The following is a 14,597-nucleotide window of genomic DNA, read 5'->3' on the forward strand; positions in this document are numbered from 1 at the left end:
GTCGCCCGCGTTCATCCAGCTCTTCGACCAGACTTCGATACTTAGACCGAAGCCAGCACACAATGGTCTCGTCTCTCATCCCTGCTCTTGTGCAGAGGCTCTCCACTCCGGTCAATCACTATTGCGGTAAGTTGTTTCCTGCCACCGCCTAAGTGTAGGTCAATAGACGCGGGCCCTACTTGATCAAGCGATAATGGGGTAATCACAATTTGTCGATTTTCAATCTCACGAACGATGACATCACGGGTCAGAATCATACACACCTCCCACCTCTGACTATCGGTATCTTAGCGTAAAAGGTGAGGAGGAGTATGGAATACTGATTGCTAACTCCGTGACCGCTTATACTCTGTGCGCATCTCCGACTGGAGACGACCGAGGCGGTAGGTATTCCAGTCGATGAACTGGGCACAGTGAGCGAGGGTAGGGTGGACGTTGGCAATGAGTCGCCACATTTCCTGGACAATGAGACGATAATCTGGGTGTCCTTGCGGCATGGAGCGCAACTCACAGATATGCACGGCTTCGCGCAGATTCATCTTCATGTACCAGCGCACGCGATAAGCGAAAGGAACAACGTACTGCGCTTCGGCTGGATAGTCGCGAACGAGGTGCTCATGTAACTGAGCGGCCTCATCCATGCAACGAGAGAAGGTTGGTCCAAAGCCTGCTGCCGCAATTTCATCTGGGGTGTCGTAGCCATGCACGACCGTGAAATTTTGGCGCTCTTGGGTCAGAATGCGATGGCGTTGGAGGTCACGATACAGACCAAGATTGCCAACGATGTCGAACGTGTAATAGACATGTTCAAACGCGCGTCCTGGTTTGTCGCGACGATGTCGACGGCGGGAGAAGCATTGTGAAAGAATCTGCTGTCGTTGCTCCGGGTGCAGTCGACCAACAAGAAGCTTCAGTTGCGAGAGTTCGTGCTGCGAGTGCGGATACAAGAGGGCGGCAATGAGCTTTTCTTCTGCCCCATTGTCATAGTCTACGAGAGTGACTGGTGCGCTGTGAGGGATTCCCGTAGTTGCGACAAGCTGTTGCGCGTAGGTCTGTAGCGCAGTGGACGTCTCAACCAGGTATTCACTCCGGCGCGCACGTTTGACGAACGAGGGAATAAGCAGATTGAGCGCGGCATGCATGCCGCTGCCAATGTCGCGCATTTCCGTCAGCTCGTGTGAGTAGGACTTGTTCAGCAAATGCTCGAAGGCTTGGCCGACACCGAAGATGCCAACATTGGTAAGGGTTGCAGCCGGTAGATACGAGCGCAAAATATCACAAGCTTGCGCGCGGACTGTTGCACGATAGGCAGTGTCTGCCCATTTCTGCAGTTGTGCATCTTGAGCTGCCTCTTTGTAGGTCAGTGGCTCACCAGTTTGTGGATGTTTCCATTCGACGGTTTCAATTGGCAAGCTATGTCGCACGAATTCGATCATCGGCTCGATCTGCGCAGCGTAAGTCTCAAAGAGGAGATTCATCACTGCCAGATACTTGTCTCGATATGGAGATGCCATCAGGCGCGGCTCTTTATAGAAGAGATACTCGCCATGTTCATCTTTATTATCGAAGCGTACATAGCGCGTTGATTTCTCAAGCGGTGCAATGCCGATACGCGCATCTTCGAGGAATTTCGCAGCAACATTCGAGATGTTTTCACAAGCAACATGCGCTCCACCAAGCTGAGCGACGGAATCGTCACCGTACCCAACTAACACGCGATCATAGAACTCGCGCGCTTTCTTGAGTGCTGCCGTTTGTTCTTCACCCGAGAGCGAGATTTGGCCAGGAGTGCTCAACGATGGATCGAAATTGCCAAGGAATTCATCAAGAAAAATGCGGCGCAGACTTTTATTGGAGCGGCTGTAACGAGAGAAAAGGGCACCCGCGACTTCTTGTGGCAGCTTGAGGCCAAAAACTGGATCGGTCAGATTAGTGAAAAATGGCGCGAGTTGCTGCTGTTCAACCGGGGAAAATTGTTCCATACGTTGATTGCTTTCTTGGCTGTCTTTGTAACAGATTCAAGAAAACCGATGGAGTCCCCAGCCGAAATCGCCCCTAACGACTAGCTCAGGTTACCACTTGGCTGCTGTTCTTGGCCGAGTCGTTCCGCGATCCACATCGTTGCGAGATGAGAGTATAGCCACCTGTTTCTGTCGCGCGATGCGTTCGGCGAGTATACGGTCCCATTTTCGAGTAGCCTGGATTCAGTTGCACTGAATCCAGGTTTCCTGCCAATGTTACCGGACTGCGCTTTGCTCCATCCGGGCTCCAAGGGAGAGTCTTTTCCAGAAGTCGCCTTATCGTCCACTCTTCAGTAAATAATTAGGCGAGTACGCCTCTGGGGTGTTACTCGTAACATTCTCGTTGAAATACCATTCACTCTGCCAGTCGGCCGGTTTCTTATTGCCTGCCGGTGCAGAAACGGTTGTGGCGCTGCTGTCGCGGAGATTAATCAAGGTCGTGTTGGGCACGAAGAACCATTCGTCTTCGTATTGATACTTTGCTCCCTCTAGCGTTTTGGTCGGATAGCCTGCGTACGGTTTGCTGCTGTAGAAGAAACACGGCAGGAAGACTTTCCACAGTTCGCCTTGTTGGTCATGCAGCTCTTCAAATACTAAGCGAAACGTTTCTTGATCAACATAAATAATGCGCTTGGAGTATGCGTACGAGCGTGGGTACCCGGTTGGGAGGCCTTCGACAACCCAGACTTTGCGTTTCTCCCAGGACACACAGGGAAGGGCAGCAAGGAGTCCGGACCGGCCATCGCGTGGCGCACACCACGCAGACGCATCGGCATACTTGCCGCTATGCATCACTGCGAGTATCTCCTTGTCGGCCAGGATGCGAAAACTCCAGTTGCTGATTTTGCCGTTGAGGCCATAGAAAGTATCAACGTCAAAATCCGACCCACCGAGCGCATCGCTACGGTTCGCGAAGCTAAAGCGACTGACTCTGCGTACTTCTGGACTATAGGCGTACCCGTCATCTTGCGTGTCGCGCGGCAAGTAGCGGAATTCTATGAACGATCTCCCTTTCCAATCATTCGGCGCGGAAAATGGTCCGAATAGTGTCGAATAGTGAACCGTTGGGTTATGCGGTGCTACTGGTTGCGGATCGAGATACACACGGCCGAGCCACTTCATCGCTTGCCAGGGGCCATCGAGCGTGCGCGCGATCGATCCAGAACTGCTGATGTACTCAGCTCTGTATTCCAGGCCAATGTTGTCGATCGGAGGCATGAACATATTCCAGACAACGCGGTAGGCAGCGAGCGGATCGTTTGCATCAATGACTGGGAAAGGCAGTCCTGCCACGTAATTGAACAGCTCTTTCCCATCGGCAGCCAGCTTGACTTGTGAGGAATACTTCTCAGTTGCACTAAGGTATGCCTTCGGCCACTTGACGCTCTTCGTCTCGATCACGTGCATCGGCATGCCACGTTCGACCATCCAGCGTGTGCCTGGCGTTAACAGGGGTTCGGCCTGGGCAATGGTGTCTTTGGTGACCGTATCTCCCGCTTTGACTTCGGCTCTCACTATTTGAGGGAAACTCCAAAGAAAAAAAGGAGCGAGAAACAGACCGAGCGGTATCATTTTCTTCATAGTATCCTCTGTACTATTGAGATGTATTGTTTGGGCAGGGAAAGGCCGATACGTGGTTCCGGTGGACAGATCAACATGGCGAATTAATTCCCACGGGCAAGGAACGCGCAGAACTAGAACATCAGCGTACGGAGCAGGAACGTCAAGGTGCGGAGCAGGAACATCAACGTGCCGAACGTTATGCTGCGTTACTGCGTCAAGCGGGGATAGACCCAGAAAAGATGTAAAGCGATTGATCGTCTAACGTCGAGCGTTGCTACTCCAACTCGATGAGCAATTCACCCGACTCAACCGCTTGCCCAGGAGACACACGAATCTCTTTGACTTTGCCAGCAGCAGTGGAGCGCAGTTCGTTCTCCATTTTCATGGCTTCAATAATGATGAGGCCCTGATCTTTTTCGACGTCATCTCCGACCTTGACCAACACTTCGACGACTTTACCCGGCATGAACGACTTGACCAATTTCCCGCCATCTCGTCCTGATCCGCTGCCTTCACCTGGTCGTAACGCACGACGCTCATCAAGTAGTCTGAGCTGAATGCTCTTGCCTTCACATGCGACGGTGTACTGATCGTCTTTCGCTGAGACGTCAACGGTAAACGAGCGGTTGTCCATCAACAGCGAATAAATGTGACCAGTCAACTTCCGGCCATCAATGATGTGTTCGTTCCCATCGATGACAATACGATAGAGGTGATCTTCTTCCAGCTCTTGCACTTCGATCTTGTGGGTTTTGTCGTCGAGTGTTGCGATGTACGCCATGATGAGTTCCTTCGGAACAATGCAAAATTAAAAATGTAAAATGCAAAATGAAAACAAGAAGAGAAGACTTCTTAGCTGTTTTCCATTTTTAATTCTTCATTTTTAATTTTTAATTTCTTCGCTGTTATCTCCAGCTATTTCCCCGCCAGCCGGACATGCCGCCACGGGTGCTGCTTTGTTGCGGCAGTGAATTCGCCAGTGCTTGGTCTTTGTGATACGCCGCTAAGGCTGCCGCGGCGAGAATCACTTCTTGATGTACGGCATCTTCATCGAACGGTAAGCCCTTGAACTCTTGCGGAATGAATCCGGTGTCAAGATCGCCAGCAATAAAACGCGGGTGTTTTAACGCCCAGCGGTGGAACGGAATGTTGGTGATGATTCCTTCGACCGTGTACTCCTGTAGCGCGCGCAGCATACGTTGGATTGCTTCATTGCGGGTACGTCCGTATGCGCAGAGTTTGGAGATCATCGGGTCGTAGTAGATCGGTACATCCCAACCTTCATAGACGCCGCTGTCGTCGCGAATGCCACTGCCACCGGGAGTCCGCAGAATTTCAATCTTTCCTGGCGAAGGAAAGAAATCGCGACCTGGATCTTCAGCGTAGATACGACATTCAACTGCCCAGCCGCGTTGCTGCACATCCTCTTGTTTGAGCATCATGCGTTCGCCAGCCGCGATTTCAATTTGTAACTTAACGAGATCGACTCCGGTCACGAGCTCAGTCACAGGATGTTCGACCTGGATACGGGTGTTCATTTCCAGGAAGTAAAAGTTCTGCTTGGGATCGACCAAGAACTCGATGGTCCCCGCACCGACATAATTCACTGCTCGTGCTGCCTCAACCGCGACGCGACCCATTTCTTCGCGCACTTTTTGACTGACTGCCATCGACGGAGATTCTTCAATCACTTTCTGATGACGGCGCTGCAGTGAGCATTCGCGTTCATACAAATGGATGATGTTACCGAACGAGTCACCCATCACTTGCACTTCGACGTGGCGTGGCTTCTCGACAAACTTCTCCATGTACATGCGGTCATCGCCGAACGAGGATCTGGCTTCGGAGCGTACTCCGCGTAATGCAGAAACCACCTCATCTTTGCCGTGGACCAATCGCATGCCTTTGCCGCCACCGCCAGCCGAGGCTTTGAACATCACTGGAAAACCAATGCGTTCGGCGGCTTTGATGACCTCATCTTCACTGCCGAGGACATCAGTTCCTGGTACCACTGGTACGCCAGCCTTTTGCATGAGTTGGCGAGCAGTGACTTTATCGCCCATCTTCTCGATCGCGTCTGGCGTGGGGCCGATGAAGGTAATGCCTGCCTCTTTGCATGCGCGTGCGAAAGGAGCACGCTCAGAGAGAAAACCATAGCCGGGATGAATTGCTTCAGCCCCGGTTTTCTTTGCCGCATCAATAATCTTGGGGATGACTAAATAACTTTCGGCGGAAGGTGAAGGGCCGATATGCACGGCATAGTCAGCATACTGCACATGCAATGCTGCACGATCTGCATCAGAGTACACGGCCACAGTTTCAATCCCAAGCTCGCGACACGCACGAATGACGCGAACGGCAATTTCTCCACGGTTAGCGATGAGTACACGTTTGAACATAACTCTAGCTTTCAGCAGTCAGCTCTCAGCTATCAGTTTTTAGGAGGCAATCAGTTCTTCAGAGCTGACCGCTGAAAGCTGATTGCTGACCGCTTCTTACAGCGGAATATTCCCATGCTTTTTCGGCGGATTCTTTTCGCGTTTGTTTTGCAACAAGTTCAAGGAACGAATGAGATGGATGCGCGTATCGGCAGGCATGATGATTTCATCAATGTAGCCGAGTTCTGCGGCTTTGAATGGATTGGCGAACGTCTGACGGTAATCTGCGATCAGCCGTTCACGTTCAGCCTGCGCATCTTTCGCTTTCTGCAGTGCTTCACGGAAGATGATGTTGACCGCACCGTCGGGTCCCATCACGGCAATTTCTGCAGTTGGGTAGGCGAGGTTCACATCACCGCGTAAGACTTTACTTGACATAACCACGTACGCGCCGCCGTACGCCTTGCGGGTGATAATGCAGATCTTTGGTACCGTCGCTTCGCAATAGGCATACAAGAGTTTCGCTCCATGGCGAATGATGCCGCCGTACTCTTGTGAGGTCCCTGGTAAGAACCCCGGCACATCAACGAACGTCACAATCGGAATGTTGAAGCAATCGCAGAAACGGACAAAGCGTCCACCTTTGGTTGACGCATCGATGTCCAGTACGCCAGCAAGAAAGCCGGGTTGATTCGCGACGATGCCAACTGGACGTCCACCAATACGGGCAAAGCCTACGACAATGTTACGGGCAAAGTCTTTTTGCACTTCAAAGAAATAGCCTTCGTCGGCAATACCTTTGATGAGCTCTTTAATATCGTAGGGACGGTTCGGATTGTCCGGAACCAGTGTATTTAGTTTCTCGTCTCGTCGATTCGGATCATCGTTGTTCGGACGAATCGGCGGGTCTTCCATGTTATTGCTGGGCAAGAAACTCAACAGCTCACGAATTGCATGGATACTTTCGCGTTCATTGGGAGAGGAGAAGTGGGCAACACCGCTGCGTCCATTATGGGTGTCGGCCCCACCCAGCTCTTGCATCGTCACTTCTTCGTGGGTGACGGTCTTAATTACGTCCGGCCCGGTAATGAACATGTAGCTAGAATTTTCCACCATGAAGATAAAGTCGGTCATGGCGGGAGAATACACTGCACCACCAGCGCAGGGCCCCATGATTGCGGAAATTTGTGGAACCACACCAGAGGAAAGCACATTCCGTAGGAAAATGTCGCCATAGCCGGCGAGGCTGACCACACCTTCTTGAATGCGCGCACCGCCCGAGTCGTTAATTCCCACGACTGGACAACCGGTTTTCATGGCAAGGTCCATGACCTTGCACACCTTTTCCGAGAAGGCACCTGAAAGGCTGCCACCGAACACAGTGAAATCTTGGGAAAACACGAAGATTTGACGACCATCGACGTTACCATAGCCAGTGACAACGCCATCGCCGGGAATCTTCTTTTTGTCCATACCGAAGTCGGTTGAGCGATGGGTTTTGAAGCGATCCAATTCGACAAAGGTGCCAGGATCAAGTAACAACTCTACCCGTTCACGAGCTGTGAGTTTGCCCGATTCGTGATGTTTCTTGATCTTATCTGCTCCTCCGCCTTGGAGAGCTTCTTCATTGCGACGTGCGAGTTCCTGTAGATTTTCCTGCAACCCCATAGATTAATGTCCTGATGACCGGCTGAGCCGGGATTAATGGTCCGACCTTGTAATATGCAAGTTGAAAAATAGCAAGGAAGGGGCCTCTAGGGACTGGGGGAAAGGGAAAAGGCAGCCCTAAGAGTCTAGGTGCCTGGGAGTCTAGGAGTCAAAAAGGGATTTCCCTTTTCGCCTTCTCCCCGCTGTCCCCGGCAGGCATGTACCTGCCGTTGACAACAGTACCGAAGGAGGCATCCTAGGATAGCAAGACTCCCCGGTTTCAAGGGGTTCAGTCAGCTAAAGGGAGGGAGAAGGACAGCGTAATGTCACTTGTGGTGTTTATTCTGATTGTTCTGATGGCCTTAGGGTTCTTTGCTAAGACACTGTACGGGCGGTTTCAACTGTTGCAAGCTGCAACACCAGTCGATCGCTTCGATCGCCTTCAGGATCGTATTAAGGAACTGCTTGTCTATGGTTTCGGACAAAAAAAATTCGTAACTGGGGAACAACCTGCTGGCTGGATGCATATTGTCATCTTCTGGGGATTTGTCATCCTCGGACTGCAAGTAGCTACAATGTTTGGTCGTGCCTTTTCCGACCATTTCTTCGTCCCAGGCTTCAGCCCCGATTTACTTGGCGGTCCATTTTTTCTCCTGCGTGATCTTCTCGAAATTTCTGTTCTGGGAGCTGTTGGGGGAGCCCTCTATCGCTGGTTGGTCTCTCATCCGCAACGCCTCTATGGGTTCCGGCCTGCCGAGGATCGTCTTGCTGGACAGTCACATTGGGAAGCCATCCTCATTCTGTCTTTTATTTCGACGATCATGCTCACCGGATTACTCTACGATGGTGGGCGATTAGCTGCTCTAGCCGGAGATCCGATCATCGAAGCGGAACGGCCGTGGCAACCGATCGGCAGAATCGTTGGCTGGGGACTTGGGTTATTCGGTTCGGGGTTTGCGCTGTTTGTGAGCAATGCGGCGTGGTGGGTTCACAACCTTGTCGTCCTCGTTTTCCTCAACTTACTACCACTATCAAAACACTTTCACATTATCACCGGCCTCCCCAATGTCTTCTTTCGCAAACTCGAACCGACTGGTGCCTTGAGCAAGATGGACCTGGAGAACTCTGAACGCTTTGGCACCTCACGGATTGATCAATTTAGTTGGAAACAGATGCTCGATATGTACAGCTGCACTGAGTGTGGCCGGTGTGCATCGCAGTGCCCGGCGACTGCCAGTGGTAAGCCGCTTGCTCCTCGACAGCTCTTGCTCGATTTGCGCGATTATCTCTATGAGCATCAAGGGGAAATGATCGAGAAGAGGTTAGCGAAGAAGGATGAGGAGGTTGGGGAGAACATTGTCGGCGAGCGTCTGATTCATGATGATGTCTTATGGTCGTGTACCACCTGTCGCGCCTGTGAAGATGCCTGTCCGGTGATGATTGAGTATGTCGATAAGATCGTCGATATGCGCCGCCATTTAGTCCAGGAAGAGGCGCGTTTTCCGAGTGAGCTGACCCGTACGTTCAAAGGCATGGAGACGCAAGGCAACCCGTGGGGCCTGAACGCCGAGAAGCGGATGGATTGGGCTGAAGGCTTAGAAATTCCTATCATGGCCGACAGTCCGAATGTCGAATACCTTTATTACGTGGGCTGTGCAGGGGCGTTCGACGATCGCAACAAGAAAACAACCGCGTCGTTTGCCAAGCTGTTACAGAAAGCTGGGGTCAGTTTCGCGGTGCTGGGGCCAGAAGAGCCGTGTAATGGTGAGACGGCACGCCGGTTAGGGAACGAATATCTCTACCAAAGCATGGCACAGATGGCGATTGAAACTTTTCATCAGTACTCCGTGAAAAAGGTTATTGTGAACTGTCCCCACTGCTTTAACACGATTAAAAACGAGTTCCCACAATTTGGTGGCAACTATGAAGTTGTCCATGCCGCAGACTTGCTCAATCAACTGATCAGTAGTGGCAAGATTCCGATGAAGGAGTACGTTGGCAAACGCATTACCTATCATGATTCCTGTTATTACGGACGATACAACGATATTTATGAATCTCCACGCGAAATTCTTGGCAAGATTCCCGGCGCACAAGTGCAAGAAATGACGCGCAGTCGCAACACGGCCATGTGCTGTGGGGCTGGTGGTGGGTGGATGTGGGTGGAAGAGCCACGCGATAAACGAGTCAATCAGTTACGTGTCGCGCAAGCGTTGGAGACGAACCCCGATGTCGTTGCTGTCTCGTGTCCGTTCTGTACGACCATGCTCACGGATGGTTTAAAAGCCAAAGGGGTCGAAGAGAAAGTCGAGCTGCTCAATATCGTTGAGTTGGTCGAGCGAGCAAGTGCCTTGGCGTAATATTGTTCCGGAAGATCGTGGATTGAGCATTCAGAGTGGGTGCCACGGCTGGCTTGTCCTGCTGTGCGGCTCGCTATCTTACCGACGGGAGGTCCTTCGGAAACTCGATCCGGTCTCCCTCATTGATTCCGTGCCTTTGGCAAAAGCCACCATTCACTTCTAAAGCAAATTGCGCGGGTTTGCCTGAGGGAAGGTTCTCTTCAGAAAACGGTGTAGTGTTACGTGCGATGCGAACAATGGTGTGTGTCGAGTTAATATAAATGATATCAAGTGATCGAGGAGTGTTCTTCATCCAGAACGACAGCGGTCCTTCGCGTGGAAAGAGAAACAACATACCCTGCATTTCTGCTAAGTCGGTTCGATACATGAGGCCCAATTGCCGCTTCTCCTCAGTATTGGCGATTTCTACGGCGACGTGAACTGGATCGCCGTGTTGAGGAAACAAGACGACCTGCGGCAATGCCGTGCTTGAACCGCAGGCACTCCACGGCCAGAGTGCCATAAGTGTGACCATCAGATGCTTTGAAGACACTGAACACACTCCCCTGTGACTAGGATCGACTCTGTGATGCCAGTTTTTCTTCGTGTGAGCAAGAAGAATGGCTGGAGAAGGGGAGGAAGCAGCGGAAAGAGGGCACAAAAAAACGGGCAGGTTATTCACCTGCCCGGGGATGTGAACGTTCAAGGGCCGTTCTTCTTTTAACGAGCCTTGCGGCGTGGTTTTCCGGCCTGATCGATGATGACTGTTTGCCCAGCAACGGTCAGGGTCCCTCTCCGTGGTAAATTCGAGGGATTCGCTTCGATCGTGAACGTGCCGACGCCGTTACCTAGGACGCTAGCACCAGCAGTGATGGCAATCCAGCTCGTGTTGCTCGTCGCATTCCAGCTACACGCGCTAGAAGACGTCGCTACGGAGACATTCTTCAGCGTCGAACTCGAACTGACTGAGAATGACGAGTCAGATACCGAATATGAGCACGATGATGAAGTCGACGCTGCGGCTTGGTTGACGGTGATGGTTCTCCCACCGATGGTAAGTGTACCACTGCGACTTGATGAAGAACTGTTGGCCGCGATTGAGAAGGTGACACTCCCATTTCCTGCGCCACTCGCACCAGACGTAACGGTGATCCAGTTCACATTACTGACTGCGGTCCAGGCACAGGCACTGGGGGAGGGAGTAACCGTGACACTGCTGCTGCTGCCGCTGGCGCCGACCGACACGCTGAGCGGTGATACGGTGTAGGTACACGAAGTCGTTGTTGTTCCAGCTTGGGTAATGGTGACAGTTCTTCCTGCGATGGTAACCGTACCACTGCGACTTGATGAGGAAGTGTTGGCAACCATCGTCAAGGCGACGCTGCCATTGCCAGTGCCGCTGGCACCTGTTGTGACGGAGATCCAGCTTGCGTTACTGGTTGCGGTCCAGGTGCAGGAATTAGAAGAGGGAGTGACCGAGACATTCGTGCTAGTACCGGTAGCGCCGATTGACACGCTGAGGGGAGACACGGTGTAGGTGCACGGCGGCGAGGTGGATGACGAGCTTGGATAGATTGCCTGGAGTCCGGCGATGTCATCGGCACGAATTGACGCGTCACGACCATCAAAGTGAGCGTAAGCATACATAGTCGCTGTTGTATCGGCTGAGTGTCCAAGAGCGAGGACATGGCCGAGTTCATGAGTTGCGACTTCAGCCACGTTCGCGGAGTTCTCATAGAAGCCACAACCGGTCCACCCGTCGGCGAAAGTCAGGTCTCCTTCGAGGATCTGAAAATACGTTACGCCATTGACGACTCTGGTTGTGCTGCCGCTGCGATAATAGCCACCAATAGCAAGAACACCGCTGCAGTTCGCCGGTGGATCAATTTGTCCGAGTGGGTCGCCAAAGGAAATAGCGTTGATATTATCATTTGCCATTCCTCGCGCGGTGGTAGTTGATGAGATATTGCCGCCATTTTGAAACTGGAAACTCGATCCTGAGACTCCAGTCCAGACATCCAGGGCTCGCTGTATGGAAGCAATGTGGGTTGATGAGAGCGGCGAAACGCTACCATTGGGGCTATAGGCGGTATTGATCCTCATGCTGACAGCTTGCCCACTATCGGGCTGAAACCAACGCGCAGCAGGAGAACCGAGGAGAGAAAAAGGCACCTCTTCGCGAACGATCTCGTTGGTGGTCGATGAGCGTGGGGCAAGTGGAGCTGAGGATTGCGATGACGATGAGGAAGAAGGATTCGTTAGCGCGTTGTGAATCCGTGCTTTTAGGTCGACGAGAGGAAGAAAGCCACTTTGTGTTACCTCGCTGCTGGTACTGGAAGTCGCTGTTGCTGAACGGTGCTCACGGAGGTGGGAGCCGTCCATGACGTGAACCCCTTCGGGATGCGCTTCACGATAGGCAAACTCAGTACCAGAATCGCTATCAGTGAACAGCGAGAATTTCCCCTGGTACAGGTGCAGGACATGGAAGGTTCCATCGGTCCTCTGCATGAGAAACAGTAGGACTTTCTCACCAACTGTGAATTTGGGAGTTCCGTCGATCCACGACTCGACATCGCCCACAACGCCACCATACGAGGTGACCGTCAGGCCACGTGTTCGTACGTCTCCCTTGAGGACTTCGCTAACACGTAAATTGATCCGGGTAAAAATATGTTGACGATTTTTGTCCCAATCACTATGTAAACCCGTAATCTTGCCGATAACAATAGCAGAGGCTTGCTGAGCCAGCGCAGTATCAGCGACTGGTATGACGACGGTTGCATCAGAAGCATTGGGGGAAAACCATGTAGTGAACAGTGCGAGTACAAGGAGTACTCGGTAGACATGAGGAAGAATGTGACGGGAAACGAGCGCCCTGCCCGGAACGATGGAGCGATGAGCAGGAGATACAGGTAGATTCATCGAGACCTCCATAGATTTTACCGAGGGCGCTCCGCAGCCGCTGTTGAGGTTTGCGTTCGCCCGGCAACTCTGCGACCCTATCCCGCGTGGGACGTAGGCCAGTAGTTTTGCGTCCCGCTCTTTCGAGTGGTTTGCCTTTTTCGGGTACAGGGGAAGAGAACAAGAAGTGTGCCGAAGGCGCTTCTCAGCATTTCCCGGCACTTAGCACGTCTTTCAGTGTCAAAAATGTAACGGAAAGGAAAAAAAGGGCGTTAAATTTTTGCCGAGGAGGAAAAAATAGCCCCTTTTAGCAGAGAAGAAAACCTGAAATTTCCGCGCGATATCGGACTGCGAGTGAGAAAAATCCGTAACAAAATGTAATACTCACGCTGCATGACACGGAAGTGACGGGGCGCAATCTTGCCTGGGAGGCAAAGGGGGGGGGAATTACGCCCCGCCGTCTTCATGAACTGGCTGGTGCGTGACCTTGTCGTGCTTACACAACTCCATTGTCTTTGAGGCCAGCGAGATCCGCCGTTGTGAGACCGAGCAGTGACCCAAGGATCTCTCCATTGTGTTGTCCGAGTAGTGGTGCAGGTTGGACCTCGACTGGTGAGTCTGAGAGTTGCACTGCGCACCCTGGCATCGTGAACGCACCGCGCGTGGGGTGTTGAATCGTCGTAATCATGCCTCGCGTCTTTAAGTGTTCATTAGCGAGCACATCGCCGCTATCAAGCACGGCCCCGCATGGTACTCCCGCCTCACCGAGAGCTCGCATCACTTCAAACTTATCTCGTTGTCGTGTCCATGAGGCGATAATCTCGAAGATTTCGTCGAAGTGTTTGTTGCGGCTGCGCTGGTCAACAAACCGCGGATCGGTCAAGACATCAGCGCGTCCAATGGCACGTAAGAGTCCTTCCCACATCGCCGGTGTGGTCGTTATGAGAAACGCGTAATCGTTGGGTCCACCAGGGGCGCAGGGGTATAAGTCTGTCGGCGCAAGACCGGCAGCACGATTGCCATTACGAGGCGCAGGCTGAGCACCCATGTAATGAGCGAGCATGCCAATGCGATTGAGGTTCACCACTGCGTCTTGCATGGAGACTTCAACACGCTGGCCCTTGCCAGTTTTCTCGCGTTGCAAGAGAGCTGAGAGAATACCCACTGCACAGTGGATTCCCGTGCCAGTATCACCAATAGTGGGGCCTGGTTTCAGCGGTTCGGTTGCACTGGTGCCAGTGACACTCATTGCCCCACCGGTCGCCTGCGCAATCATGTCAAAGCTTTTATACCCAGCATATGGGCCGTAGGTGCCAAACCCTTTGACTTGAGCGTAGACCAGTCGTGGATTGATCTTTGCCAATACCTCATAGCCCAGTCCGAGTTCAGCAATGGCCCCAGGGCCATAGTTCTCCACCAGAACATCGAAATGTGGCACAAGCTCTTTGAAGAGGGCGACGCCTTTTTCACTCTTTAAATTCACTGTGATGCTTTTCTTATTGGCATTCAAGAGCAAAAAGTATGGTGCATCGACACCAGGTTTTTCTGTGAGTAAATACCGGCCTTGGTCGCCACCTTTTGGTGGTTCGACCTTGACGACCTCTGCGCCAAGAAACGCAAGAATTTCTGTTGAGGATGGTCCTGCCTCGAACTGGGTGAGATCAAGAATCTTGATATGATCGAGCGCTTTCATAGGTTCCCCTCCACTGAGTGATGTGGCGGCAGTGTACTCCTTTCTGCCGCCAAGG

The 14,597-nt window shown here is 52.3% G+C and carries 10 protein-coding genes, 1 pseudogene and 1 riboswitch; of the genes and pseudogenes, 2 read left to right on the forward strand and 9 right to left on the reverse strand.

Annotated features, from left to right (window positions below):
* Positions 1–41: 41 nt before the first annotated feature.
* The 3 genes from FJ147_13555 to FJ147_13565 form a co-directional block, all read right to left on the reverse strand.
* The gene (locus FJ147_13555) at positions 42–257 is read right to left on the reverse strand and encodes a hypothetical protein (protein ID MBM4256909.1); all 216 of its coding nucleotides are present in this window, start codon (positions 255–257) and stop codon (positions 42–44) included.
* A 69-nt stretch (positions 258–326) separates the two neighbouring features.
* Positions 327–1,982, reverse strand: a complete 1,656-nt coding sequence (locus FJ147_13560; protein MBM4256910.1) for a thymidylate synthase — start codon at positions 1,980–1,982, stop codon at positions 327–329.
* Positions 1,983–2,297: 315 nt separating this feature from the next.
* Entirely contained in the window at positions 2,298–3,602 is a 1,305-nt protein-coding gene (locus FJ147_13565) for a DUF1329 domain-containing protein (GenBank protein MBM4256911.1), read from the reverse strand.
* Positions 3,603–3,703: 101 nt separating this feature from the next.
* Between FJ147_13565 and FJ147_13570 the strand changes: the two are divergent.
* Positions 3,704–3,829: pseudogene (locus tag FJ147_13570) on the forward strand (Uma2 family endonuclease).
* 29 nt (positions 3,830–3,858) lie between these two features.
* Here the strand turns inward: FJ147_13570 and FJ147_13575 are convergent.
* The 3 genes from FJ147_13575 to FJ147_13585 all read right to left on the reverse strand — a co-directional run bounded on the left by FJ147_13575 (position 3,859) and on the right by FJ147_13585 (position 7,630).
* The gene (locus FJ147_13575; protein MBM4256912.1) at positions 3,859–4,365 is read right to left on the reverse strand and encodes a biotin/lipoyl-binding protein; all 507 of its coding nucleotides are present in this window, start codon (positions 4,363–4,365) and stop codon (positions 3,859–3,861) included.
* 124 nt (positions 4,366–4,489) lie between these two features.
* On the reverse strand, positions 4,490–5,983 hold the full coding sequence (accC, locus tag FJ147_13580) for an acetyl-CoA carboxylase biotin carboxylase subunit (protein ID MBM4256913.1): 1,494 nt from the start codon (positions 5,981–5,983) through the stop codon (positions 4,490–4,492).
* Positions 5,984–6,079: 96 nt separating this feature from the next.
* Complete coding sequence (locus FJ147_13585) at positions 6,080–7,630, reverse strand: acyl-CoA carboxylase subunit beta (protein MBM4256914.1); 1,551 nt, start codon at positions 7,628–7,630, stop codon at positions 6,080–6,082.
* A 302-nt stretch (positions 7,631–7,932) separates the two neighbouring features.
* Here FJ147_13585 and FJ147_13590 point away from each other — a divergent pair, with 302 nt between their 5' ends.
* The gene (locus tag FJ147_13590) at positions 7,933–9,969 is read left to right on the forward strand and encodes a (Fe-S)-binding protein (protein ID MBM4256915.1); all 2,037 of its coding nucleotides are present in this window, start codon (positions 7,933–7,935) and stop codon (positions 9,967–9,969) included.
* Positions 9,970–10,042: 73 nt separating this feature from the next.
* Here the strand turns inward: FJ147_13590 and FJ147_13595 are convergent, their stop codons facing one another.
* The 3 genes from FJ147_13595 to FJ147_13605 all read right to left on the reverse strand — a co-directional run bounded on the left by FJ147_13595 (position 10,043) and on the right by FJ147_13605 (position 14,542).
* Positions 10,043–10,501 carry a DUF192 domain-containing protein gene (locus FJ147_13595; GenBank protein ID MBM4256916.1) on the reverse strand — a complete coding sequence of 153 codons (459 nt, stop codon included), beginning with the start codon at positions 10,499–10,501 and terminating at the stop codon, positions 10,043–10,045.
* Between the two features lie 167 nt (positions 10,502–10,668).
* Positions 10,669–12,882, reverse strand: coding sequence for a matrixin family metalloprotease (locus tag FJ147_13600; protein ID MBM4256917.1), 2,214 nt, complete (start codon positions 12,880–12,882; stop codon positions 10,669–10,671).
* Positions 12,883–12,929: 47 nt separating this feature from the next.
* Positions 12,930–13,016: riboswitch (cyclic di-GMP riboswitch) on the reverse strand.
* Between the two features lie 329 nt (positions 13,017–13,345).
* Entirely contained in the window at positions 13,346–14,542 is a 1,197-nt protein-coding gene (locus tag FJ147_13605) for a formyl-CoA transferase (protein ID MBM4256918.1), read from the reverse strand.
* Between the last annotated feature and the right edge of the window lie 55 nt (positions 14,543–14,597).

It is taken from the genome of Deltaproteobacteria bacterium, assembly GCA_016874775.1.
Taxonomy (GTDB): Bacteria; Desulfobacterota; Binatia; order Bin18; family Bin18; genus VGTJ01.

Bases quoted from the DNA above. Each gene is read 5' to 3' on its own strand.
- FJ147_13555 (MBM4256909.1), bottom strand. From the start codon at position 257: ATGATTCTGACCCGTGATGTCATCGTTCGTGAGATTGAAAATCGACAA.
- FJ147_13560 (MBM4256910.1), bottom strand. From the start codon at position 1,982: ATGGAACAATTTTCCCCGGTTGAACAGCAGCAACTCGCGCCATTTTTC.
- FJ147_13565 (MBM4256911.1), bottom strand. From the start codon at position 3,602: ATGAAGAAAATGATACCGCTCGGTCTGTTTCTCGCTCCTTTTTTTCTT.
- FJ147_13575 (MBM4256912.1), bottom strand. From the start codon at position 4,365: ATGGCGTACATCGCAACACTCGACGACAAAACCCACAAGATCGAAGTG.
- accC (MBM4256913.1), bottom strand. From the start codon at position 5,983: ATGTTCAAACGTGTACTCATCGCTAACCGTGGAGAAATTGCCGTTCGC.
- FJ147_13585 (MBM4256914.1), bottom strand. From the start codon at position 7,630: ATGGGGTTGCAGGAAAATCTACAGGAACTCGCACGTCGCAATGAAGAA.
- FJ147_13590 (MBM4256915.1), top strand. From the start codon at position 7,933: ATGTCACTTGTGGTGTTTATTCTGATTGTTCTGATGGCCTTAGGGTTC.
- FJ147_13600 (MBM4256917.1), bottom strand. From the start codon at position 12,882: ATGGAGGTCTCGATGAATCTACCTGTATCTCCTGCTCATCGCTCCATC.
- FJ147_13605 (MBM4256918.1), bottom strand. From the start codon at position 14,542: ATGAAAGCGCTCGATCATATCAAGATTCTTGATCTCACCCAGTTCGAG.